Consider the following 22,386-nt stretch of genomic DNA (forward strand, 5'->3'; position numbering starts at 1 on the left):
ACAGCAGTGATCAGCACGACTCCCTACCGCTACGCACTCCCGACGACCGGGCCCGAGCGGTTCGACGTCTGGGCCCCCGAGGCCTCGACGGTCGAGCTCCTCCTCGGCGACGACTCGTCGCTGACGATGACCCGCCACGGAGACGACGGATGGTGGCGGGCGCCCGCGTCGGCCCCGGCCACCGGCGAGGTCGACTACGGGTACCGGGTGGACGGCAGTGGTCCGCTGCCGGACCCCCGCTCGCGCCGCCAGCCGAAGGGCGTGCACGAGCTCTCGCGCACGTTCGACCCCTCGGCGCACGAGTGGGGCGACTCCGCCTGGACCGGGCGCGAGCTCGCCGGCGCCGTCATCTACGAGCTGCACCTCGGCACGTTCACACCCGAGGGCACCCTGGACGCGGCGGCGGAGCGCTTCGAGCACCTGCGCTCGATCGGCGTGGACTTCATCGAGCTGCTGCCGGTCAACGCGGTGAACGGAACGCACAACTGGGGCTACGACGGCGTCCTCTGGTACGCCGTGCACGAGCCGTACGGCGGACCCGAGGCGTACCAGCGCTTCGTGGACGCCGCCCACCGTGCCGGCCTCGGCGTGGTCCAGGACGTCGTCTACAACCACCTCGGCCCGAGCGGCAACTACCTGCCGGAGTTCGGCCCGTACCTCAAGAACGAGAAGGCCAACACCTGGGGCAGCTCGATCAACCTCGACGGCGAGGGTTCGGACACCGTCCGCGGGTACATCATCGACAACGCTCTGATGTGGCTGCGCGACTACCACGTCGACGCCCTGCGCCTGGACGCGGTGCACGCCCTCTCGGACGAGCGGGCCGTGCACGTGCTCGAGGAGATGGCGAGCGAGGTGGCCGTGCTGTCGGCCCACGTCGGGCGCCCTCTGACGCTGATCGCCGAGTCCGACCTCAACGACCCGACGCTGATCACTCCGCGGGAGGCGCACGGCTACGGGCTCGACGCGCAGTGGAGCGACGACTTCCACCACGCGGTCCACGTCGCGCTGACCGGGGAGACCACGGGCTACTACGAGGACTTCGCGCCGCTCGGCGCCCTCGCGAAGGTGCTGACCCGGGGCTTCTTCCACGACGGCACCCTCTCGACGTTCCGCGGCCGTCACCACGGCCGTCCGGTGGACACCGAGCACATGCCGACCTGGCGCCTGGTGGTCTGCAGCCAGAACCACGACCAGATCGGCAACCGGGCGGTCGGCGACCGTCTGACGGCGTCCCTCGACGAGGGGCGTCTCGCGATCGCCGCTGCTCTGACGCTGCTGGGCCCTTTCACTCCCATGCTGTTCATGGGCGAGGAGTGGGCGGCGTCGACCCCGTGGCAGTTCTTCACCTCGCACCCGGAGAAGGATCTGGGTGAGGCGACGGCGAAGGGCCGCATCGAGGAGTTCGCGAAAATGGGCTGGGACCCGGAGGTCGTGCCCGACCCGCAGGACCCGGAGACGTTCCTGCGCTCGCGGCTCGACTGGTCCGAGGTCGGGGAGGGGCGTCACGCCCGCACCCTCGAGGTGTACCGCGAGCTGGCGGCGATCCGCCGCCGCTACCCCGAGCTGACGGACCCGCGCTTCGGGTCGCTCCGCGTGGAGTTCGACGAGGAGGCCCGCTGGCTGACTCTCGGCCGCGGTCGGGTGACCGTCGCGATCAACGTCGGCGAGTCCGCCGCCCGCATCGCCCTGCCGGAGGTGGCGGAGACGCTGCTCGGCGTCGGGGAGTACGCGGTGCAGCCCGGGGACACCGAGGTGGATCTCGGCGGTTCCTCGCTGCTGGTGACGCTGAGCGCCTGAGCGCCTGAGCGCCTGAGCGCCTGAGCGCCTGAGCTCCGTGGCGGCCGGCTGTTCAGGTGGCCGGCCGCCGCTGTCCTGAACGGCCGCCTCGGGCCCGAGCGCTCAGAGCGTGACCGCGGCGTACTCCGTCGCGGTCACGACCCGCACTCCCTCGTCGTGGACGAGCAGGAGCGCGCGGAGGGGGATGGCCCGCTTGTGGCACGCCGCCGCCAGGTGACGGGCGAGGACCCGATCGGTCTCGCCGAGGAAGGCGCGCCCGGGACGTTCCAGGGCGAAGGCGAGCGAGCCCACGTCCTGGTGCGCCACGGCCTTGGCGAGGGTGGCGACGATCCGCTCGGTCTTCTCCTCGTCGGGGTGCACAGGGAGTCCGTCCACCGGGTAGAGGATCGGCAGCTGCACGCCGTCGCGGTCGAGGAAGATCGGCCACAGCGCCCGGCGGTAGGCCGGTCCGATCAGCGAGGAGACGCGCTCGCGCAGCTCGCGGTCGTTCAGGAGCGGCGCATCGAGGTGCGGAGCGGGAGCGGCGTGGTCGAGAGTGGTCATGGTGTCGCTTTCTCGTGGGGCGAGCGGGCGGTGCCGCTGAGGGGTCATCGGAAGTTGCGGGAGGTGGTGCGAGCGCCGACCGTGAGGGTCTCGAACCTGTCGGCGAGGAGGTTCGTCACCCCCTCGTCGGAGCGCTCGAGGATCCCCCTGACCAGCAGGGCGGGTGCCTCGCGGGCCACGCGGCGGTAGCGGTTCCATACTCCGACGGAGCAGATCACGTTGAGGATCCCGTGCTCGTCCTCGAGGTTGAGGAAGGTCACTCCACCGGCTGTGGAGGGACGTTGGCGGTGGATCACGACCCCGCCGACCTCGATCCGGGTCCCCGAGGGGATGGCGGGGAGATCGGCCGAGGAGCGGGCGCCGCGGCGAGCGAGTCCCTCGCGGAGGTGGCGCAGCGGATGGTCGTCGGGCGAGATGCCGGTGGCCCAGAAGTCGAAGACCACGCGCTCCTGAGGGGAGAGCATCGGCAGGAGCGGGGGCTGCACGACGACCGTGGAACCGGCGAGGAACTCCTCGCGGTCGCCTGCGGCGGTGCCGGCCTCCCAGAGCGCCTGCCGGCGCTGCAGACCGAGCGTGTCGAAGGCGCCCGCGGCACCGAGGGCCTCCAGCTGAGCCGCGGTCGTGCCGACCCGACGCGAGAGGTCGGCCATGCTCGCGTAGGGTCCGCCGCGCTCGCGCTCGGCGACGATGTGCTCGGCGAGCGAGGTGCCGATGCCCTTCACCCCGGCCAGCCCGAGCCTGATCACGAAGCCGCTGTCGCGCCTGTGGTCGTCCGTAGGGAAGTGCTCGGTGCGGTCGAACAGCCCCGTGGGCGGCTGATCGGCGCGGAGGCAGTCGTCGCTCCCGTAGGCGGCACCGCCCCTCCGGCGTGCGGGGGTGTCCTCCTTCGCCTCGAGCCCGGGAGGCGCCAGCGAGCGATTGACGTCGGGCGAGACGACCTCCACTCCGTGACGCCGGGCATCGGCGACCAGGGTGTGCGGGGCGTAGAAGCCCATGGGCTGCGCCCGCAGCAGCGCGGCGGTGAACGCGGCGGGGTAGTGCAGGCGGAGCCAGGCGCTCGCGTAGACCAGCAGGGCGAAGCTGATCGCATGGCTCTCGGCGAAGCCGAAGTTCGCGAAGGCCTGGATCCGGAGGTAGATGTCGTCCGCGACCTCGCCCGTGATGCCGTTGCGGGCCATCCCCTGGTAGAGCCGCTCGCGGAGGGTCTCGATCTTCTCGGTCCCGCGCTTGGACCCCATCGCCCGGCGCAGCAGGTCGGCGTCCTCCGCGTTGCAGTCGCCGACGGCCACGGCCACCTGCATGAGCTGCTCCTGGAAGAGCGGCACGCCGAGGGTGCGCTTGAGCGGCGTCACGAGGAGGGGGTGCTGGTACGTCACCGGCTCCTCGCCGAGCTTGCGGCGGATGTAGGGGTGGACCGCACCGCCCTGGATGGGGCCGGGGCGGATGAGCGCGACCTCGATCACCAGATCGTAGAAGCGGCGCGGCTGCAGCCGGGGGAGGGTGCCCATCTGCGCCCTGCTCTCGACCTGGAACACCCCGATCGAATCGGCGCGGCAGAGCTGGTCGTAGACGCCCTTCTCCTCCCGGGGGAGGGTGGAGAGGTCCCACTTCTCGCCGACGTGCTCGGCGACGAGGTCGAACGTGTACTGCAGGGCGGCGAGCATCCCGAGCCCGAGGAGGTCGAACTTGACCAGGCCCATCCAGGCGCAGTCGTCCTTGTCCCACTGCAGGACGGTGCGGTCCTCCATCCGAGCGGGCTCGATCGGGCAGACCTCGCCCACGGGCCGGTCGGTCAGCACCATGCCGCCGGAGTGGATGCCCAGGTGCCGGGGCGTGCCCAGCACCCGGGTGGTCAGGGCGACCACGTCCTCGGGGATGTCGTGGTCGGTGCTCTCGGTGACGGACCCCCACCGCTCGACCTGCTTCGACCAGCCGTCCTGCTGCCCGGCGCTGTATCCGAGGGCCTTGGCCATGTCGCGCACGGCGAACTTGGGCCGGTAGGTGATGACGTTGGCGACCTGGGCCGCGTTCAGACGTCCGTACTTCCGGTAGACGTACTGGATCACCTCCTCGCGCCGCTCCGAGTCGAAGTCGACGTCGATATCGGGCTCCTCGTCGCGGATGCTGGAGAGGAACCGCTCGAACGGCAGGTCGTAGAAGATCGAGTCGACCGCCGTGATGCCCAGGACGTAGCAGACCGCCGAGTTGGCGGCCGAGCCGCGTCCCTGGCAGAGGATGCCGTTCCGCTTGGCGTAGTGGACGATGTCGTGGACGATCAGGAAGTAGCCCGGGAAGTCCTTCTGCTCGATCACCGCGAGCTCCTTCTCGAGGCGCGCGAGGACGTCGGCGTCGGCGCGGGGGTACTTGGCCGGCACGGCCTCGCGCACGAGCTCGCGCAGCCAGCTCATCGAGGTGTGCCCCTCGGGGACCTCCTGGCGCGGCAGCCGGGGCCGGACTCGGCCGAGCTCGAAGGCGATCTCGTCGGCGACGCGCACCGTGTTCTCCACGGAGCCGGGGTAGCGGCCGAAGCGCTCGGCCATCTCGGCGCCGGAGCGCAGGTGGGCGCCGCCCGCTGCGGGGAGCCAGCCGTCCATCTCGTCGAGACTCCGGCGTGCTCTGACCGCGGCGAGGGCCGTCTGGAGGGGGCGCTCCTCCGGCCGGGCGTAGTGCACGTTCCCGGTGGCGACCGTCCGCAGCCGGAGCTTCTCGGCGATCGCCGCCAGCTGGTCGTTGGCGCGCGAGGCGAGGGGATCCCCGTGGTCGTACAGCTCCACGAGGACGTTGGCGGGACCGAAGAGCCGGACGAGCTCGCGGACCTCCTGCTCGGCCGCGGCCACTCCTGCGGCGGCGAGCGCTTGACGGACCGCTCCCTTGCGGCAGCCCGTCAGCACGATCCAGTGGCCGTCGGCGGCGCGCGCGAGCTCCTCGAGGTCGTAGCTCGGCTTGCCCTTCTCGGCTCCGGCGAGCTGGGCGGTGGTGATCGCACGGGCGAGGCGGTGGTAGCCCTCCTCGCGGCGCGCGAGGACGAGCAGGTGGGTCCCCTCCGGATCGGCGACCCCGTTCTGAGGCGAGGTGAGCCCGATGGAGAGCTCGGCTCCGAAGGCCGTGCGGACGGCGTGCCCCTGCGCGGCCTCGGCCATCCTCACGATGCCGTAGAGGCCGTCGTGGTCGGTGAGCGCGAGGGTGTCGATGCCGAGCCGGACCGCCTCCTCGACCAGCTGCTCCGGCTTGCTCGCCCCGTCGAGGAAGCTGAAGTGGGAGTGGGCGTGCAGCTCGGCGTAGGGCACCGGATGAGCCGGCGGCCGGACGTCGTCCCCTGCCACGTAGGCGGGGCGCTTGTGCGACCAGGCCGGACTGTCGCCGCCGTCGCCCTGGACGACCGTGCCGTCGGCGCGCTTGCCGCTGGAGAGGCGGCGCTCGAACTCCGACCAGGGGATCGGCGGGTTGTTCCAGCCCATCGGGGCTCCTTCGGTGCTCGTTCGCGGTGGTGGAGGGATGCTCCGGTTCAGTCGTAGCGGGCCTCTGCGGCCCAGACCCCGTCGAGGCAGAGCAGCAGCCAGGCGACACCGGCGGCGTCGACCACCTGGAAGCGGTCGTAGCGGACGGCCGTGCTCGGATCCCACCAGCGCTCGTCGATCGGCCAGGGACCCGCCCATCCGGCGAGGGGCTCCAGGCGTGCCTGAGAGGTCCCGGGGGTGAAGTAGGCGGGCACGGAGCTGAGGGCGCCGCGCTCGTCGACGGCGACGGGTTCGCCCCTCGGTCCGCGGACCAGCACGGCCGCGGGCTCCGCGAAGACCGTCGGCGGGAGGGGCGGGGGCAGGGAGCCGGGCCAGGGCAGGGTCCTCGGCCGTGCGTCGCCCGGCTCCCGGTCGCCCCAGGGGATCAGGTGCTGGCGGTCGCGGAGGGATCGACCCCCTCCGATCGACGCGGTCATCACGGCCTCGTGCCCGAGCATGCTCTGCACGCGGCTCAGCCCGTGGTGGACGCGCTCCTCCGGAGCGGTGCCCCAGAGACCCTGCTCGTGGTTGCCGATCGCGTCGACCGCCTCGGGCTCGACGCACAGCCGCGAGATCGGCGCTCCGAGACCGGTGTCGATCTCCCCGCTGCCCTGCAGCTGCCAGCGGACCCGGTCGAGCACGTCGCCCGGGGTGAACCATCTCGGGTGCAGCCAGCTCCGGGAGGAGACCTCACCGCGCTCGCTGACGACCTCGATGCGGATGGCGGTCGCGACCAGCTGTGCGCGGGTGAGCCCGGCGACGAACTCCTCCGCGGGGACGCGGAAGGCGAAGGCGGCCTGGTCGATGCGGTCCAGAGGGGGCTCGAACTCCATCGCCCGGTCGAGGCGCTCCGGCGGGAGCCGGGGCACCACCGTCTCCGACTCCGCACCGGCGGCGAGGAGGTGCGCGTGGGCGCCCTCCGGTCCGAACCGGGCGGCGACGTCCTCGCGAGGGAGGGCGGCGAAGGCGCCGAGGGTGCGGACGCCGAGCCTGCGCAGGAGCGCCACCAGGTCGTCCCCCCGGCGGGGAGCACGGGCAGGGGCAGCGACGGACTCGGTCTCGAGGGCGTCGAGCGGGAGCGGAGCGAGGAAGCCTGCCGCTGCTCCTGGGGGCACGACGGCGACGGGGCAGCCGGAGTGCTTCGCGGCGAGCTCGGAGGCGAAGAGCCCGTCGGCGATCCCGATGCGGGCGTCGGGGAGACCCAGCTCGGCCAGCCGCTGCAGGATCGCCTCGGCCGCGCTCTGCTCGCTCCCGTAGTAGCGGCGCGGACCGCGGGCGCGGATCGCGCACAGACCGGGCCGGATCAGCTGGACGCCCGGGGTGATCTCCTCGAGCGCCTGGATGAGCGGCTCGAACGCCCGGTGGTCGAGCACCGGGTCGTACGGGAGGACGGCGAGACCCGTGCAACGGGACTGCGCCTCGCGCACGCGCATGCCCCGCCGGACCCCCTCCGCCCGAGCAGCGGGGGAGGAGGCGAAGACCAGGCTCTTCTCCGTGAGGGCCAGGGGGTGCCCGGCGCCGAGGCCGGCGTCGGCGGCGGCCGCGAGGAGGGGCCAGTCGGGGCACCAGACGAGGATCGTCCGCCGCAGCTCGGGTGCGCTCGCCATCTCAGACCGCCCGCTCGTGCAGGCGGCCGTGCTCGACCCGGGAGCCGAAGGCGCTCTCGACGCCGGGCATGCTCATCCGCACCGTGCGCACCCGGGTGCCGGCCCGGCCGACCACATCGACCATCGCCTCCCGGGAGCGCAGGTAGCCGTGGCCGTCGCCGAGCCCCTCCCAGCGGCTGCTGCGGATGCTGAGCCGCGCCTCGGCCTGGGGCCACTCGCCGAGGACCACGAGCGCGGCACCCCGCTGGCGCAGTCGTGCTCCCAGACGCGAGACGTCGGTCGAGGAGACGGAGGCGGGCGGACGGGTGAGCACGACGGTCAGGACATCGACCAGAGCGGCGGTGACGGTGAGCCAGTGCTCGGCCGGTGCGGGCACGAGCACCAGGCGCTCGAGGTCGATCCCCATGCCTGCCGCGGCCTCGGCCCCGAACTCCGGGACGCCCACCACGCCGCACCACGAGCCCTCGGCGGACGGGCCGGCGAGCAGCCCCATCGCCAGGCTCATCGAGCCCTCCACCGAGTAGGCGGCACCCTGCTTGAGCGTGCCGCCCGGGAGCACGGAGGAGAAGGCCGGCAGGGTGGCGAGGCTCCTGGTCTCGAGAGTGGTCGCCTGCATGTCCCGGATGCGGGACTGCAGCTCCTTCACCGACGCGAGCTGCCGCAGGAGGGGCTCTGCGGCCTCGGCCGTCTCCGCGGAGACGAGGGGTGAAGGGGGGCTCATCTGCCCATGTTCGAACATGTGTTCGAGTATGTCAATCGCCACCGACATCCACCGGCGAGCCGCTCGGACCCTTCCGCGACCGCCCGGCGAGGCGCACTGAGGAGGAGGTTCCAGACGTCCCGGGCAGTCTCGCATCCGCCTCCGACATCCCCGTCCGGGGGCGTTCTCCACCGGGTCTCGGCGAGGAAGGGCCTCCTGCCGCGCCTCTACCATGGGAGCCATGTCCGACGCCCTGCCCGACCCCGCCGACTCCGACGCCACCGCCCCGGCCGCGCCGCGCAGAAGGACCCTCGTGGTCAAGATGGGGTCCAGCTCGGTCACCAAGCAGTCGGGTCCGGATCCCGTTCTCCTGGCCAGCGCGCTCGAGAGCGCCTTCGCCGCCCGCGCGCTGGGCTGGGACGTCGTGCTGGTCTCCTCCGGCGCCGTCTCCTCGGGCCGGGCGCTCTTCGCCCGCTCGCAGGAGGAGCCGATCAGCGCCCGCCTGGCGGCAGCGGTGGGCCAGACCGTCCTGATGGGCTTCTACCGCTCGGTGGCCGAGCTCTCGGGCGCCCTGGTCGCGCAGATCCTCATCGGCGAGTCCGACCTCGCCTCTCCCCGGCAGATGGCGCACGTCGCCGAGGCGATCCGCCACGCCCTCGACGCCGGAGTCGTGCCCGTGGTCAACGGCAACGACACGATCGACTCCGCCGGCTCGGACAACGACGGCGTCGCCGGCGGACTGGCTATGCTCCTCGGGGCGGACCTTCTGCTGCTGCTCACCGACGTCCCCGGCGTCTTCGCCGGCAGCATCGCCGAGGGCGTGCACCTCGAGGAGCTGGGCATCTCGGAGCTGCGCCGCATCGGCGTGCAGAAGGGCGGTACCGGCCGAGGGGGCATCCGTTCCAAGCTGCGGGCCGCCGAGCTCGCCGCGCACAACGGCGTCTCGACCAGGATCGCCGGGGCGCGCACCCCCGAGGTCATCCTGGGCGCCCTGGGAGGGCCGGGCCCGGGCACCCTCGTCCGCGCCGTGCACGCGCATCCGCCCGTGGAGCAGCGCTGGATCTCCGGAGTGGCCACCGGCCGCGGCCGCGTCGAGATCAACCTCGAGGCCGAGCGGAGCATCGGAGCCGGCTCGAGCCTGTTCGCCTCGGGCATCAAGCGCGTCTCCGGCGAGTTCGGCGGCGGCGACGTGATCGAGGTGCGCGCCCTCAGCGGAGAGCTCCTCGCGCGCGGCGTCTCCCGCGTCTCCTCGCGTCTGCTGACCCTGGTCCGCGCACTCCGGGTCGACGAGATCGCCCGCGTCTTCGTGGCGGTCCTCGGCCATGCCGCCACGACGGCGCCGTCGGCGAGTCCGGAGGGGGAGGAGAGGCCGCAGCTGACCCGCGCTCTGGAGTACGCGCGCACTCTCTCCTCCGAGCACGCGCGGGCCGTCGCGATGGAGATCGTCTCCCTCTTCCCCGCCGAGAGCATCTCGGCCCTGCTGGGGCAGGGCGCGGGGGAAGGCGAGCTCGTCGAGCGCTACACCCGCCTCGTCCGCACCCTCGCCATCGTGGAGAACGAGAACCTGGCCGTCTTCCACTCCTGACTGCCGGTGGCGCGCCACGTCTCAGTGCATTTCGCGCCTTCGCGTCATGATCGCCGTTCTCCGGTGTCTTCCTGGTGATGGCGCCGCTCCTGGGCGCCCCCGACGGAACGGATCATCGATGAGCGTCCCCACTTCCACAGCCGGCCACTTCCGCGAGTCCGACATCACGCCCGAGAGCTTCGAGATCGAGCGGCTCGAGCGGCGGCTCGCCCTGCTCGAGGCCTCGATCGCCCAGGGGGAGCGGGCACTGCTGGGCCGGGTCGACCCGAGCACCGGAGATCCCCTCCCAGGCGCCTGCGGGGGGCACCGAGCCCAGCTGGTCAGCAACCTGACGACGGAGCGGGCCCTCGCCGACCGCATCCGGGAGATGCTCGCCGCTCGGAGCTGACGGGGTGCGTACGGCACCATGGGGCCATGGTCACCATCACCGTCGCCGGTCTCGCCCAGCACTTCCACCCCGCCGAGCGGGGCACCGTCCGCCTCGAGATCCGGCGCGAGTCGCGATCCCGACCCCAGGCGCTCGCCGAGGTCACCGCCCTGCACGCGCGGGTCCGTGAGGAGGCGGCCGCCGAGCAGGCGTCCGGCGCCGCCACCTGGTGGTCCTCCGATCAGATCTCGGTCTCCTCGATCCGCCGGTACATCAAGGACTCGGACGTCACGCAGCTGTTCCATGTCGCGGCCGCCGGGGTCCGGGTGAAGTACCGGGACTTCGCGGCTCTCGGGCGCTGGGTCGGCTCGATCTCGGAGGTGCCGGGGATCCAGATCTCGGGGGTCGACTGGGACGTGACGGCGGCGCGACGGGCGGGCATCGAGCGCGAGGTCCGCACCGCTGCCGTGCGCGACGCGCGCGAGCGGGCCGAGGCCTATGCTGCGGCCCTCGGCCTGACCGAGGTGCGGGTGCTGACCCTCTTCGAGCCGGGACTGCGGCCGCACACGCGCATCGAGGGCGGCTCGGCGATGATGAGCCGCGCCAAGGCGTTCTCCTCTCCTGAGGAGCCGCTGGCCCTCAAGCCGGAGGACATCGAGGTCACCGCCTCGGTCTCCGCCGACTTCGAGGCGCACTGACGCGGAGACGCGACCGGGCGACCGGTTCCGCTGCGGACGGAGAGCGCATGCCTGCACCTGCGACCCGCTGATCGTCTGCATGGCGACCCCGAGAGTCGCCCCGAGGCGACCGACCATCGGCTCCACGACGACCCCTCTCCGCCCCGATCAGCGGGCACGCGACCACCATACGTGTATTGAGGACTCCTCGGGAGCGCTGTCGCGGTTCGGCGTCGGCCGTGCACACCCTCCGGGAATAGCGGGGGACCCCCGGGCGCTGAGGCAGGCATGGTCTCGCGCATCGGCTTCCTCTCCTTCGGCCACTACCAGTCCGTCCCCGGGTCTCAGACCCGCTCGGCTCGCGACGTCCTCCTCCAGACGATCGAGCTCGCGGAAGCGGCGGAGGAGATCGGCATCGACGGCGCCTACGTCCGCGTGCACCACTTCGCGCCGCAGCTCGCCTCGCCGTTCCCGCTGCTGGCGGCGATCGCCGCGCGCACCCGCCGCATCGAGATCGGCACCGGGGTAATCGACATGCGCTACGAGAACCCGCTCTACATGGCGGAGGAGGCGGCCGCCACCGACCTGATCTCCGACGGCCGGCTCGAGCTCGGGGTCAGCCGGGGATCGCCCGAGACGGCCCTGCGCGGGTCCGAGGCGTTCGGCTTCGTCCCCCCGGAGGGGATGACCGAGGCCGACCTCGCCCGGCAGAAGGTGCGCATCCTCCGGGAGGCGCTCGCCGGAGCGCCGGTCGCGCAGTCGGATCCGGCGATGACGCGCCAGTCGCTCCCGCTCTCGATCGAGCCGCGCTCGCCCGGCCTCGAGGACCGGATCTGGTGGGGTGCCGGCAGCTTCGCGACCGCGCGCTGGGCAGCCGAGCAGGGCATGAACCTGCAGTCGTCGACCCTGCTCCTGGAGGAGGAGGGCGTGCCCTTCGACGAGCTGCAGGCCCGCCAGATCCGCGAGTACCGCGCCGCGTGGAGCGAGGCGGGCTGGGAGCGCACCCCGCGCCTCTCCGTCTCGCGCAGCGTCCTCCCGATCACGAGCGATCTCGACCGCCTGTACTTCGGCGGCCGCGGTGAGCAGGATCAGGTCGCCACCCTCGAGGGCGTCCGCGCCCGCTTCGGCCGCAGCTACACGGGCGAGCCGGACGCCGTCGCCGCCGAGCTCGCTGCGGACGCCGCCGTGCAGGAGGCGGACACGCTGCTGCTCACCGTTCCCAACCAGCTCGGGGTCGAGTACAACGCGCGGCTCCTGCGCACTGTCGTGGAATCGATCGCTCCGGCTCTCGGCTGGTCGCCGGCAGCAGTGGGCGTCTGACACCGAGGCTCGGTCCGTGCGGGAGGGCCCTGCGGTGCAGGAGCGCCCGTCCGCTGCAGAAGCGCCCGTCCGATGCAGCAGCCGCCCCGTCTCCTCGTGAGGAGCCGGGGCGTCTGCACTCTCCGCCAACAGCATCCCTCCCGCAGGCGCGAGGAGGGGACGGTGCCGGGAACGACGGAACCCCCCGCCTCTCCGAGGAGAGACGAGGGGTTCCGATCAGTGTGTCCGAGGGGGGACTTGAACCCCCACGCCCTATACGGGCACTAGCACCTCAAGCTAGCGCGTCTGCCATTTCCGCCACCCGGACGAGTGTTTCCTTCGACCTGCGTTTCCGCGGCCGAAGAAGACATTAGCACGGTTCCGGAGCCTCTCACGCCACCTCGTGGCCCACCGGCCTCCGCGCGCCGTCGAGCCCGCGCCGGTACCGTTGCCCGCATGTCCGACAGCATCGACAGCGCGCCCGTGACCGACAGCACCCTCGACGAGACGGCGCTCATCGCGCGCGATCTCATCCGCTTCGACACCAGCAACTACGGCGACGGGAAGGCGGAGCCGGAGCGCCCGGCCGCGGAGTACGTCGCGGCGAAGCTGCGCGACCTCGGCCTCGAGCCGGAGCTGATCGACTCCGACCCGGGACGCACGAGCGTCGTGGCGCGGGTCGCGGGGGAGGACCGCGAGCGCGGCGCCCTCGTCGTCCACGGGCACCTCGACGTGGTGCCCGCCATCGCCGACAATTGGAGCGTCGACCCGTTCGGCGGCGAGATCAAGGACGGCATGCTCTGGGGCCGCGGCGCGGTCGACATGAAGAACATGGACGCGATGATCCTCGCCTCGCTCGGCGACATCCTCCGCGAGGGGAGGCGCCCCTCCCGCGACCTCGTCATCGCCTTCTTCGCCGACGAGGAGGCGGGCGGCGTGCGGGGGTCGGGATTCCTGGCCCGTGAGCGGCCCGAGCTGTTCGCCGGAGCGACCGAGGCGATCAGCGAGGTCGGCGGCTACTCGATCGAGCTGGCCGGCAAGCGCGCCTACCTCGTGCAGACGGGCGAGAAGGCGCTGATGTGGCTGACCCTCCGCGCGCACGGCACGGCGGGGCACGGCTCGCAGATCAACTCCGAGAACGCCGTCACCCGGCTGGCGCAGGCGATCGCCCGCATCGGCAGCGAGGAGTGGCCCACGCGCCTCACCGACACCACGCGCGAGCTGCTCGACGAGGTCGCCCGCCTGCTCGGCCACGACCCCCAGCGCAGCACTCCGGAGGAGCTGGCACTCGCCACCGGCACCGCCTCGCGCTTCATCGCCGCGACGCTGCGCACCACCGCCAATCCGTCGATGCTGTCGGCCGGCTACAAGGCCAACGTCATCCCGGACACCGCGGAGGCCACCATCGACGTGCGCGTCCTCCCCGGCGAGGAGGATTCGGTGCTCGAGCGCCTGAAGGTCCTCGCGGGCGAGCATGTCGAGATCCTCGTCCAGCACCGTGACATCGGACTCGAAGTGCCCTTCGCCGGCCCGCTCGTCGAGAGCATGGCCGCCTCGATCCGCCGGTTCGATCCGGGCGCCGAGGTCCTCCCGTACCTGCTCTCCGGAGGCACCGACAACAAGGCGCTCTCGACGCTCGGCATCACCGGATACGGGTTCGCGCCGCTCCAGCTGCCGTCGTCCCTGGACTTCCCGGCGCTGTTCCACGGGGTCGACGAGCGCGTTCCACTGGACGCACTAGTGTTTGGCAGGAAGGTCCTGACCGATCTCCTGCTGAGCTCCTGACGGCGCCGCGGACCGGGTCAGCACCGACCGATCCCGACCGACTGCTGGCCGACGACGCCCCAGCCCTCCTCGAAAGTGACGCATGGGCCTGCTCGACGCGCTGATCCTGGGACTCGTCCAGGGTCTGACCGAATTCCTCCCCATCTCCTCCAGCGCCCACCTCCGGATCGTCAGCGAGCTGCTGCCCGGTCTCGGCGGCCGCGACACCGGAGCCGCGTTCACCGCGATCACGCAACTGGGCACCGAGACCGCCGTCATCATCTACTTCTGGCGCGACATCGTGCGGATCGTGTCGCACTGGGCGCGCTCCCTCGTCGGCCGGATCCCGCGCTCGGACCCGGACGCCCGCATGGGCTGGCTCATCATCCTGGGCAGCCTTCCGATCATCGTCCTCGGCCTCGTCTTCCAGGACGCGATCGAGACGACCCTCCGCTCCCTGTGGGTGGTGGCCACCACCCTCATCCTCTTCGGCATCCTGCTCGGCATCGCCGACGCGGTCGGCGCGAAGAAGCGCCGCCTGCGCGACCTGGGCGTCCGCGACGGCCTGATCTTCGGAGGCGCGCAGGCACTCGCCCTGATCCCCGGCGTCTCGCGCTCGGGAGGCACCATCACCGCCGGCCTCTTCCTCGGCTACGAGCGCAAGGCGGCGGCGCGCTACTCCTTCCTCCTCGCGATCCCCGCGGTGTTCGGCAGCGGTCTCTACCAGCTGTACAAGAGCATCAGCGACCCGGTCGTGCTCCCGAACCAGGTCCAGGTCGGCGGGCTCGAGACCCTCGTGGCGACCATCGTCGCGTTCGTGGTCGGCTTCGTCGTGATCGCGTTCTTCATGAGCTACATCTCCCGCCGCAGCTTCCTCCCGTTCGTCGTGTACCGCATCGTCCTCGGCGTCGTCCTCATGGTCGCGCTCGCCACCGGCCTGATCGCCGCCTAGATGCGCGCCTGGACCGCCGCCGCCGTCCCCGCCCTGCCCGGCCGGGGGAGCGCACCGCGCCTGCACGACACCGCGACCGCCGGCCCCGTCGAGCTCGACGCGCCCAGCGGAGTCGCGAGCCTCTACGTCTGCGGCATCACGCCCTACGACGCCACCCACCTCGGGCACGCGTCGACCTACCTCGCCTTCGACACGGTCCAGCGCGTCTGGCTCGACGCGGGCTACACGGTCGAGTACGCCCAGAACGTGACCGACGTGGACGACCCGCTGCTCGAGCGTGCGACGGCCACCGGCGTCGACTGGCGCGACCTCGCCGAGGAGCAGGTCGAGCTGTTCCGCGGCGACATGGCCGCCCTGCGCGTCCTGCCTCCGCAGCACTACGTCGGAGTCACCGAGACCGCGGATCCCATCGCGGAGGCGGTCGCCCGCCTGGAGCGCGACGGCGTCGCCTACCGCGTCGCTGCTCCGGACGCGGCGGAGGAGGGCGCGAGCGACCTCTACTACGACATCGCCGCGGCCGAGAGCGCCGTCTGGCACCTGGGCAGCGAGAGCCGGCTCGACGCGGAGTCGATGGCCCGCTTCTCGGCGCTGCGCGGGGGCGACCCGGAGCGCGCCGGCAAGCGCGACCCCCTCGATCCGCTGCTCTGGCGGGCCGAGCGCGCCGGCGAGCCCGCCTGGGACGCCGAGGTCGGCCGCGGCCGTCCGGGCTGGCACATCGAGTGCTCGGTGATCGCCCTCGACCGGCTCGGACCCGAGTTCACCCTGCAGGGCGGCGGGAGCGACCTGGTCTTCCCGCACCACGAGTTCAGCGCCGGCCACGCCGCTTCGCTGTCCGGCCGTCCTCTGGCCCGCGCCTACGCGCACGCCGGGATGGTCGCCTACCAGGGCGAGAAGATGAGCAAGTCGCTCGGGAACCTGGTGCTGGTCTCCCGTCTGCGGAGCGAGGGCGCGGACCCGCGGGCGATCCGCCTCGCGCTCCTCGCGCACCACTACCGCTCCGACTGGGAGTGGCTGCCCGAGGACCTGCCGTCGGCCGAGGCGCGCCTGGCGCGCTGGGAGTCGGCCCTCGCCGCCGTCGGACCGCGCTCGGCGCTCGAGGTGCTGGCGCAGCTGCGCGAGGCGCTGGCCGACGACCTCGGCACTCCGGCCGCCCTCGCCGTCGTCGACGCCGCACTGACCGAGGGCGTGGACGACCCGTCGCTCCTGCGCGACGCGGTCGACGCCCTGCTCGGGGTGCGCCCGGCCTGAACCCCGTCAGGCTCGAGTCCCGTCAGGCTCGAGTCCCGTAAGCCTCGAGTCCCGGACGGCTCGAGTCCCGTCAGGGCGGCCCGGAGTGTCAACGGTCGGGAACAGTCCAGTGATCGACGACCGTCTCGGACGAGCGGGCGCCGGCGGAGGCTACGGCCGCCAGGGCTCCTCGCCGGAGCGGCCGTCGCCGCGGCGGCGCAGGTAGCGCTCGAACTCCTGGGCGATCGCCTCGCCGCTCGCCTCGGGCGAGTCGACGGTGTCGCGCGCCTGCTCGAGCTGGGCGATGTACGACGCCATCTCCTCGTCCTCGGCGGCGAGGGCGTCGATGCCGCGCTCCCACTCCTCCGCCTCCTCGACGAGGTCGCCGCGGGGGATCGCCAGGCCGACGACCTCCTCGAGCTTCTCGAGCAGCGCCAGCATCGCCTTGGGCGAGGGCGCGTTGTGCACGTAGTGCGGGACGGAGGCCCAGATCGAGACGGCCGGGATGCCGACCTTCTGCGCGGCCTCGCCGATCACGCTGAGGATGCCGACCGGCCCCTCGTAGCTGGAGCGCTCGAGCTCGAACGAGCTCCGCAGCTCCGCGTTCTCGCTCGAGGCGAAGATCGAGATCGGCCGGGTGTGCGGGACGTCGGCGAGCATCGCGCCGAGGAAGACGACGGCGGAGATGTCGATCGCGAGCATGGCGTCGACGACCTCGGCGGCGAAGCTCTTCCAGCTGCGCGAGGGCTCGGTGCCGATCATGAGGTACAGCTCGCTCTCGGCGTCGACCGAGGTGTCGGCCGGGCCGAAGATCTGGGTGCCGGGCCAGGCGAGGCTGCGGCGGCCGTCCTCGCCGATCGAGAGCATGGGGCGGGTGTACTGGAAGTCGTAGTACTGCTCGGCGTCGACGGCGAAGAGGGGCACGTACTCCCCGGCGTCCTTGACCAGCCGCAGCGCGCCGCTGGCGGCGTCCCCGGCGTCGTTCCAGCCCTCGAAGGCCACGACCAGGACGTTCCCCGTGATCACGTTCATAGGCAGGATCTCCGCGTTCGGCTCGATGTGCGGGGAGCGCACACCGCGCCTGTCCCTCCGTCCAGGATAGGACCGCCCCCGGCCCCGCCCGTCCCGTCCGGCGGGATCGGCCGCGCTGTTCGCTCTCGGCCCGCGGCCGGGGAGGGGCGCGGCCCTGCCGGTACCATGGTCGCTCGTGACTCCCGAGACCTCCGCCCGGCCGCTGTCCTCCGAGCCGCTCGGAGGAGCGTCCGCCCCCGCCGCCGTCCTCTGGGACATGGACGGGACGCTCGTCGACACCGAGCCGTACTGGATGGCGTCGGAGCACGCGCTCGTCTCCTCCTTCGGCGGAGTGTGGACCCACGAGGACGCGATGGGACTCGTCGGCTCGGGCCTGCCCGCCGCCGCCCGCATCCTGCAGGGCAAGGGCGTCGACCTCTCCGTCGACGCGATCATCGACCGGATGACCGACGAGGTCGTCGACCAGCTGGCCGTGAGCATCCCGTGGCGACCGGGCGCGCTCGAGCTGCTGCACGCGGTGTCCGAGGCGGGTGTGCCGCAGGCGCTGGTCACGATGTCGATCTCGCGGATGGCCGCGGCCGTCGTGGACCGGATCCCGTTCCCCGCCTTCGCCGCCGTCGTCAGCGGCGACATGGTCGAGCGCAGCAAGCCCCACCCCGAGGCGTACCTCCTCGCCGCGAGCACCCTCGGCGTCGACATCGCCGCCTGCGTCGCGATCGAGGACTCCCTCACGGGCCTCGGCGCGGCCGTCGCCTCCGGAGCCGCGGCGATCGGCGTCCCGCACCAGCTGGAGCTCGACCCCGCCGCCCCCTACGCCCTCTGGCCCACCCTCGCGGGCCGCACCGTCGCGGACCTCGCGACGGTGTCCTCCGAGCACCGCGGCTCCGGCCCGGCCACGACCGAGACGGAGGCCCGCCGATGACCGGTGAGGCACTGCAGCATTCCGGACCCTTCCGCGCGGGGGACCGCGTCCAGCTGACGGGACCCAAGGGGCGGATGAACACCATCACGCTCGTTCCCGGCAAGGTGTTCCACACGCACCGGGGCGGCATCGAGCACGACACGGTGATCGGGCTGCCCGACGGCTCGGTGGTGACCAACACCGTCGGCGTCGAGCACCTCGCGCTGCGACCCCTCCTCGCCGACTTCGTGATGTCGATGCCCCGCGGCGCGGCGATCGTGTACCCGAAGGACGCGGCCCAGATCCTCGCCCTCGCCGACGTCTTCCCCGGCGCCCGCGTGGTCGAGGCCGGTGTCGGCTCCGGCGCGCTCTCGCTCTGGCTGCTGCGGGCGGTCGGTCCGACCGGCCGGCTGTCGTCGTTCGAGCGGCGCGAGGAGTTCGCGGATGTCGCACGGGCGAACATCGAGACCTTCCTCGGCTACACGCCCGACAACTGGAGCGTCACCGTCGGCGACCTCGTCGAGGCGCTGCCCGGCACGGTCCCGTCCGGCGAGGCCGACCGCGTCGTGCTCGACATGCTCGCGCCGTGGGAGTGCCTCGACGTCGCCGCCGAGGCTCTCACGCCCGGGGGAGTGCTCCTCTGCTACGTGGCCACCGTCACGCAGCTCTCGCGGACGGCGGAGGCGATCCGCGCCTCGGGCCTGTTCACGAACCCGTCGTCGAACGAGACCATGGTCCGCGGCTGGCACGTCGAGGGCCTCGCGGTCCGGCCGGACCACCGGATGATCGGCCACACCGGCTTCCTCATCACCGCTCGCCGGCTCGCTCCGGACACCGTGCTCCCCGAGCTCAAGCGGCGCCCGTCGAAGACGGACTTCAGCGACGAGGACGTGGAGGCCTGGACCCCCGGCGCGCTCGGCGAGCGCGCCGTGAGCCCCAAGAGCCTGCGCAAGCGGGTCCGCGAGTCCGCCACCAGCGCCGAGCTCTCCCGGGCCCGCGGGTTCGGCGAGGAGACCGCGGAGCCCGACGACGAGGGCATCCTCTAAGCTGTTCCCGGCCTCCGGGCCGTCTCCACCCCGGGCGTCACCGCTCCCCTTCTCTCGAATCGAGGACCCGTGCGCAGGACCACCGCGCTCATCGCCGGCATCGGCATCGTCGCCGCTCTCACCGGATGCACCGCGTCCTCCTCGCAGGCGGACTGCGACGCTCCGTTCTCCTCCGGCGACTCCTCGGCGGCGGTCAGCGCCACGGGCGACTTCGGAGCGAAGCCGGACGTCAGCGTCCCGACGCCGCTGAAGGCGGACGGCACGCAGGTCAGCACCCTCATCGAGGGCTCGGGCGCACCCCTCGAGAAGGGCCAGCTCGTCACCATCGACTACACCCTGGTCAACGGAGCGGACGGCACGGTCCTCGAGACCTCGCCCTACGACGGGTCGAGCACCGCCCGCTTCGGCGTCGGCGGAGCCGGGCTCGTCGGCCTGAACGAGGGCCTCCTCTGCACGCAGGTCGGCTCGCGCGTCGCCATCGCGATCGCCCCCGAGGACGGCTTCGGCCAGTCCTCGTCGCAGCTCGGCATCTCGGAGGACGACACGCTCGTGCTCGTCGCGGACGTCCGCGAGGCCTCGCTGGCCCGCGCGAACGGCGCCGTCCAGCCCGCGCCCGACGGCTTCCCGACGGTGACGCTCGGCGACGACGGACGCCCGGGGCTCGCGAAGCCCTCGGGCGACGCGCCGTCCGACCTCCGCATCGCCCAGCTCAAGAAGGGCGACGGCGACGTCGTCGCCGAGGGCGACCAGGTCGTCGTGGCCTACACCGGCTGGCAGTGGAGCGACGGGAAGGTGTTCGATTCCAGCTGGGAGAAGGGCGCTCCCGCCGTCTTCACGGCCGCCGACGGCTCGACCACGCAGGGCGGAGTCATCGCCGGATTCGCCGACGCCCTCATCGGCCAGCCCGTCGGATCTCAGGTCATCGCGGTCATCCCGCCGGACCAGGGCTACGGCGACCAGGGCTCCCCCCAGGGCGGGATCCCCGGCGGCGCGACGCTGATCTTCGTCGCCGACATCCTCGGAAAGGTCTGACCGGGCCCGGCCCTAGACTGGAGGGCGTGCCTTCCGACGCCCCGTCCTCGAGCCGCGTCCCGGCCGAGGAGCGTCTGTTCAACCTCGTGCTCGCGCTCGTCGCGGCCGAGAACGGACTGACGAAGGCCGATGTCCTCTCCACGGTGCAGGGCTACCGGCAGCGGGTCGGCCGAGGCGACCGGACCTCGCTCGAGCGCCAGTTCGAGCGCGACAAGGACGACCTGCGCGAGCTCGGCATCCCGATCGAGACGGTCGACGCCCCGGGCGACCCGGGCAACACCCAGACCGTCCGGTACCGCATCGCGAAGCGCAGCTACGACCTCCCGGCCGACCTGACCTTCGATCCGGAGGAGCTCGCGTTGCTCCGCCTGGCCGGGGCGGTCTGGCGCGAGGGGACGCTCTCGGCGGAGTCGCGGCGCGCGCTGATCAAGCTGCGCTCGATCGGGGTCGAGTCCGTCGACCCCGTCATCGGCATCAGCCCCTCGATCCGGGTCCGCGAGGCTTCGTTCGAGCCGCTCAACGCCGCGCTCGACCGCGGCCAGGTCGTCCACTTCCCCTATCTGAAGCCCGGCGGCGAGGAGCCGCGCGTGCGCACCGTGCAGCCCCGCGCCCTGGTGAACCACCAGGGGCGCTGGCACCTCCACGGCTGGGACGAGGGCGCCGAGGGCACGCGGACATTCCTCCTGTCGCGGATCGTCGGGCCGGTCGCGTCCACCGGCCGCACCGCGCCTCCCGCGGAGGGGGACCACGCGGCGACCGCTCTCGCCCAGCTCGACGAGATCCTGCAGCGCAACAGCGCGCTCCTGCGCGTCGCCCCCGACTCCGACGCCGCCCTCCGTCTCGGCGGGCGTGCCGAGGCCGAGGGCGAGGGCCAGGGCCTGCTGCGCCTGCACTACACCGACCCGGACGTGCTCGCGGACGAGCTCGCCGGTCACGGTCCCGAGGTGCGGGTGCTCGAGCCGGAGGAGCTCCGCCGCCGCGTCCTCGACCGCCTCCGCCGCACCCTGGACGACCATGGAGGGGATCCCCGTGGCTAGACCCCGCTCCCTGCAGGCGCGCGACCGCCTGGCCGTCCTCCTCTCCCTCGTTCCCTATCTGCTCGACCGGGGTCGCGTCTCCGTCGCCGAGGTCGCCGCGCACTTCGAGATCCCGGAGGAGGAGGTGCGCCGCGCGGTGCGCCTCATCGCCGTCTCGGGCATCCCCGGCGAGACCGCGCAGTACCAGGCGAACGACCTCTTCGACATCGGCTGGGACGACTTCGAGGAGAACGACCACGTCGTCCTCACCCACCAGGTCGCGATCGACGACTCGCCGAGGTTCTCGGCGCGGGAGGCCGCCGCCCTCATCGCCGGCATGCAGTACCTCGCAGCGCTGCCCGAGAACCAGGGCAACGACCGGATCGCCTCGCTGATGGGGAAGCTCGCGCGCGGCGCCTCCTCGGCCCCGAGCGCGGTGGCGGTCTCGCGCGGCACGGGCGCGGACAGCGCTGTGGCGCTCCTGCGGACAGCGATGGGCTCGGCGACGCAGGTCGCTTTCGACTACCGCAGCGCCCGCGGCGAGACCGAGTCCCGGCTCGTCGACCCCTTCGTGCTCGAATCGGTCGACCGGGACTGGTACCTGCGCGGATGGGACCACCTCCGCGAGGGCGTCAGGACGTTCCGGGTCGACAGGATGCGCTCCCTCCGCGACACGGGGACGCCGATCGTCCGGCGCCGCAACGAGGTGACCCTCTCGGAACGGCTCTTCGAGGCCTCCGCCTCGGATCTCGTCGTGGACCTGCGCGTCGCCCCCAGCGCCGTCGTGCTGCTGGGCGACTACGCGGCCGACGCCGAGTTCCCCGATCCCGTGCCGGGGGAGGAGGACCACGGTGTCCTCGTCCGTCTCCGCGTCGCCCATCTGGAGGGACTGACGCGCCTGGTGGCGTCGTTGGCGGGTCTCGTCACCGTGGTGGCACCCCCCGAGGCGCGCACCGCGGTCGCGCACTGGGCGGCCTCCGCGCTCGCCGCGAACGAGGGGGAACCGTCGTGACCTGGTGGTCGTGGATCCTGATCTGGCTCGGCCTCGCGCTGGGGGCTCTGACGATGCTGGTCCTCTTCGCCCTCTCCTACTGGCGCAAGGGGAAGGTGCTCCTCGGACAGCTGTCCGAGGTCACCGCGAAACTCGAGACACTGAGTCCTGGAGTGACGGACGACCTGCCGCCCCGGCCGCCCTCGTCGCTGTTCGCCGATCGCGACGACGTGAGGCGTGCGCATGAGGGCCGGCGTGACGCACGTCGCGACAGGATCGATCTCCGCCGGTCAGGACGGGTCGAACGGGGTAAGCTCCTCGTACACCGCAACCGACAAGTGAAGTGAGTC

General features: G+C 72.6%; 19 protein-coding genes and 1 tRNA gene. 14 read left to right on the plus strand and 6 right to left on the minus strand.

Annotated elements, in window-relative coordinates:
* Window positions 1-6: 6 nt before the first annotated feature.
* The gene (gene treZ, locus C5D04_RS03740) at window positions 7-1,800 is read left to right on the plus strand and encodes a malto-oligosyltrehalose trehalohydrolase (RefSeq protein ID WP_258065146.1); all 1,794 of its coding nucleotides are present in this window, start codon (window positions 7-9) and stop codon (window positions 1,798-1,800) included.
* A 102-nt stretch (window positions 1,801-1,902) separates the two neighbouring features.
* Here treZ and C5D04_RS03745 read toward each other — a convergent pair whose 3' ends face one another.
* Genes C5D04_RS03745 through C5D04_RS03760 form a run of 4 tightly spaced genes read right to left on the minus strand, consistent with a single transcriptional unit; the run spans window position 1,903 to window position 8,168 of the window.
* A complete protein-coding gene (locus C5D04_RS03745; protein ID WP_104221992.1) occupies window positions 1,903-2,343 on the minus strand; it encodes a hypothetical protein in 441 nt (146 codons plus the stop codon).
* A 44-nt stretch (window positions 2,344-2,387) separates the two neighbouring features.
* Window positions 2,388-5,801: an error-prone DNA polymerase gene (locus tag C5D04_RS03750; RefSeq protein ID WP_104347255.1), complete on the minus strand. Its 3,414-nt coding sequence runs from the start codon at window positions 5,799-5,801 to the stop codon at window positions 2,388-2,390.
* Between the two features lie 47 nt (window positions 5,802-5,848).
* Complete coding sequence (locus tag C5D04_RS03755) at window positions 5,849-7,447, minus strand: DNA polymerase Y family protein (RefSeq protein WP_104221996.1); 1,599 nt, start codon at window positions 7,445-7,447, stop codon at window positions 5,849-5,851.
* A gap of 1 nt (window position 7,448) precedes the next feature.
* A complete protein-coding gene (locus tag C5D04_RS03760; RefSeq protein ID WP_104347256.1) occupies window positions 7,449-8,168 on the minus strand; it encodes a hypothetical protein in 720 nt (239 codons plus the stop codon).
* Between the two features lie 220 nt (window positions 8,169-8,388).
* On the opposite strand from C5D04_RS03760, the gene proB reads away from it, so the two are divergent.
* The 4 genes from proB to C5D04_RS03780 all read left to right on the plus strand — a co-directional run bounded on the left by proB (window position 8,389) and on the right by C5D04_RS03780 (window position 12,096).
* A complete protein-coding gene (gene proB / locus C5D04_RS03765) occupies window positions 8,389-9,732 on the plus strand; it encodes a glutamate 5-kinase (protein ID WP_181137666.1) in 1,344 nt (447 codons plus the stop codon).
* Window positions 9,733-9,850: 118 nt separating this feature from the next.
* Window positions 9,851-10,120, plus strand: coding sequence for a hypothetical protein (locus C5D04_RS03770; protein ID WP_104222002.1), 270 nt, complete (start codon window positions 9,851-9,853; stop codon window positions 10,118-10,120).
* A gap of 26 nt (window positions 10,121-10,146) precedes the next feature.
* Window positions 10,147-10,797: an SIMPL domain-containing protein gene (locus C5D04_RS03775; RefSeq protein WP_104225267.1), complete on the plus strand. Its 651-nt coding sequence runs from the start codon at window positions 10,147-10,149 to the stop codon at window positions 10,795-10,797.
* Window positions 10,798-11,064: 267 nt separating this feature from the next.
* Entirely contained in the window at window positions 11,065-12,096 is a 1,032-nt protein-coding gene (locus tag C5D04_RS03780) for an LLM class flavin-dependent oxidoreductase (protein ID WP_104347258.1), read from the plus strand.
* Between the two features lie 222 nt (window positions 12,097-12,318).
* On the opposite strand, the gene C5D04_RS03785 is transcribed toward C5D04_RS03780, so the two are convergent.
* A tRNA-Leu gene (locus C5D04_RS03785) sits at window positions 12,319-12,403 on the minus strand.
* A gap of 128 nt (window positions 12,404-12,531) precedes the next feature.
* Here C5D04_RS03785 and C5D04_RS03790 point away from each other — a divergent pair.
* From C5D04_RS03790 to mshC, 3 genes are all read left to right on the plus strand, one after another.
* Window positions 12,532-13,860 carry a M20/M25/M40 family metallo-hydrolase gene (locus C5D04_RS03790; RefSeq protein ID WP_181027105.1) on the plus strand — a complete coding sequence of 443 codons (1,329 nt, stop codon included), beginning with the start codon at window positions 12,532-12,534 and terminating at the stop codon, window positions 13,858-13,860.
* A gap of 82 nt (window positions 13,861-13,942) precedes the next feature.
* Window positions 13,943-14,791: an undecaprenyl-diphosphate phosphatase gene (locus C5D04_RS03795; protein ID WP_104222008.1), complete on the plus strand. Its 849-nt coding sequence runs from the start codon at window positions 13,943-13,945 to the stop codon at window positions 14,789-14,791.
* Entirely contained in the window at window positions 14,792-16,039 is a 1,248-nt protein-coding gene (mshC, locus tag C5D04_RS03800; RefSeq protein ID WP_104347259.1) for a cysteine--1-D-myo-inosityl 2-amino-2-deoxy-alpha-D-glucopyranoside ligase, read from the plus strand.
* Between the two features lie 150 nt (window positions 16,040-16,189).
* On the opposite strand, the gene C5D04_RS03805 is transcribed toward mshC, so the two are convergent.
* Window positions 16,190-17,050: a proteasome assembly chaperone family protein gene (locus C5D04_RS03805; RefSeq protein WP_104347266.1), complete on the minus strand. Its 861-nt coding sequence runs from the start codon at window positions 17,048-17,050 to the stop codon at window positions 16,190-16,192.
* A gap of 175 nt (window positions 17,051-17,225) precedes the next feature.
* Here C5D04_RS03805 and C5D04_RS03810 point away from each other — a divergent pair, with 175 nt between their 5' ends.
* The 6 genes from C5D04_RS03810 (at window position 17,226) to C5D04_RS03835 (ending at window position 22,383) form a co-directional block, all read left to right on the plus strand.
* On the plus strand, window positions 17,226-17,972 hold the full coding sequence (locus C5D04_RS03810) for an HAD family phosphatase (protein ID WP_258059822.1): 747 nt from the start codon (window positions 17,226-17,228) through the stop codon (window positions 17,970-17,972).
* A complete protein-coding gene (locus C5D04_RS03815) occupies window positions 17,969-18,997 on the plus strand; it encodes a tRNA (adenine-N1)-methyltransferase (RefSeq protein WP_104222012.1) in 1,029 nt (342 codons plus the stop codon). The genes C5D04_RS03810 and C5D04_RS03815 overlap by 4 nt, the downstream gene beginning before the upstream one ends.
* Window positions 18,998-19,066: 69 nt before the next feature.
* Window positions 19,067-20,029: an FKBP-type peptidyl-prolyl cis-trans isomerase gene (locus tag C5D04_RS03820; RefSeq protein ID WP_104283653.1), complete on the plus strand. Its 963-nt coding sequence runs from the start codon at window positions 19,067-19,069 to the stop codon at window positions 20,027-20,029.
* Window positions 20,030-20,055: 26 nt separating this feature from the next.
* Window positions 20,056-21,066 carry a YafY family protein gene (locus C5D04_RS03825; RefSeq protein WP_104347260.1) on the plus strand — a complete coding sequence of 337 codons (1,011 nt, stop codon included), beginning with the start codon at window positions 20,056-20,058 and terminating at the stop codon, window positions 21,064-21,066.
* On the plus strand, window positions 21,059-22,057 hold the full coding sequence (locus C5D04_RS03830; RefSeq protein WP_104283651.1) for a YafY family protein: 999 nt from the start codon (window positions 21,059-21,061) through the stop codon (window positions 22,055-22,057). Before C5D04_RS03825 ends, C5D04_RS03830 begins: the two co-directional genes overlap by 8 nt.
* The gene (locus tag C5D04_RS03835) at window positions 22,054-22,383 is read left to right on the plus strand and encodes a hypothetical protein (RefSeq protein WP_104292094.1); all 330 of its coding nucleotides are present in this window, start codon (window positions 22,054-22,056) and stop codon (window positions 22,381-22,383) included. The genes C5D04_RS03830 and C5D04_RS03835 overlap by 4 nt, the downstream gene beginning before the upstream one ends.
* Window positions 22,384-22,386: the final 3 nt, after the last annotated feature.

It is taken from the genome of Rathayibacter sp. AY1D2 (assembly GCF_002932695.1).
Taxonomy (GTDB): domain Bacteria; phylum Actinomycetota; class Actinomycetes; order Actinomycetales; family Microbacteriaceae; genus Rathayibacter.

Excerpts from the sequence above, each read along its gene's own strand:
- C5D04_RS03745 (WP_104221992.1), bottom strand. The coding sequence starts at position 2,343 with ATGACCACTCTCGACCACGCCGCTCCCGCTCCGCACCTCGATGCGCCG.
- C5D04_RS03750 (WP_104347255.1), bottom strand. The coding sequence starts at position 5,801 with ATGGGCTGGAACAACCCGCCGATCCCCTGGTCGGAGTTCGAGCGCCGC.
- C5D04_RS03755 (WP_104221996.1), bottom strand. The coding sequence starts at position 7,447 with ATGGCGAGCGCACCCGAGCTGCGGCGGACGATCCTCGTCTGGTGCCCC.
- C5D04_RS03760 (WP_104347256.1), bottom strand. The coding sequence starts at position 8,168 with ATGAGCCCCCCTTCACCCCTCGTCTCCGCGGAGACGGCCGAGGCCGCA.
- proB (WP_181137666.1), top strand. The coding sequence starts at position 8,389 with ATGTCCGACGCCCTGCCCGACCCCGCCGACTCCGACGCCACCGCCCCG.
- C5D04_RS03770 (WP_104222002.1), top strand. The coding sequence starts at position 9,851 with ATGAGCGTCCCCACTTCCACAGCCGGCCACTTCCGCGAGTCCGACATC.
- C5D04_RS03775 (WP_104225267.1), top strand. The coding sequence starts at position 10,147 with ATGGTCACCATCACCGTCGCCGGTCTCGCCCAGCACTTCCACCCCGCC.
- C5D04_RS03780 (WP_104347258.1), top strand. The coding sequence starts at position 11,065 with ATGGTCTCGCGCATCGGCTTCCTCTCCTTCGGCCACTACCAGTCCGTC.
- C5D04_RS03790 (WP_181027105.1), top strand. The coding sequence starts at position 12,532 with ATGTCCGACAGCATCGACAGCGCGCCCGTGACCGACAGCACCCTCGAC.
- C5D04_RS03795 (WP_104222008.1), top strand. The coding sequence starts at position 13,943 with ATGGGCCTGCTCGACGCGCTGATCCTGGGACTCGTCCAGGGTCTGACC.
- mshC (WP_104347259.1), top strand. The coding sequence starts at position 14,792 with ATGCGCGCCTGGACCGCCGCCGCCGTCCCCGCCCTGCCCGGCCGGGGG.
- C5D04_RS03805 (WP_104347266.1), bottom strand. The coding sequence starts at position 17,050 with ATGAACGTGATCACGGGGAACGTCCTGGTCGTGGCCTTCGAGGGCTGG.
- C5D04_RS03815 (WP_104222012.1), top strand. The coding sequence starts at position 17,969 with ATGACCGGTGAGGCACTGCAGCATTCCGGACCCTTCCGCGCGGGGGAC.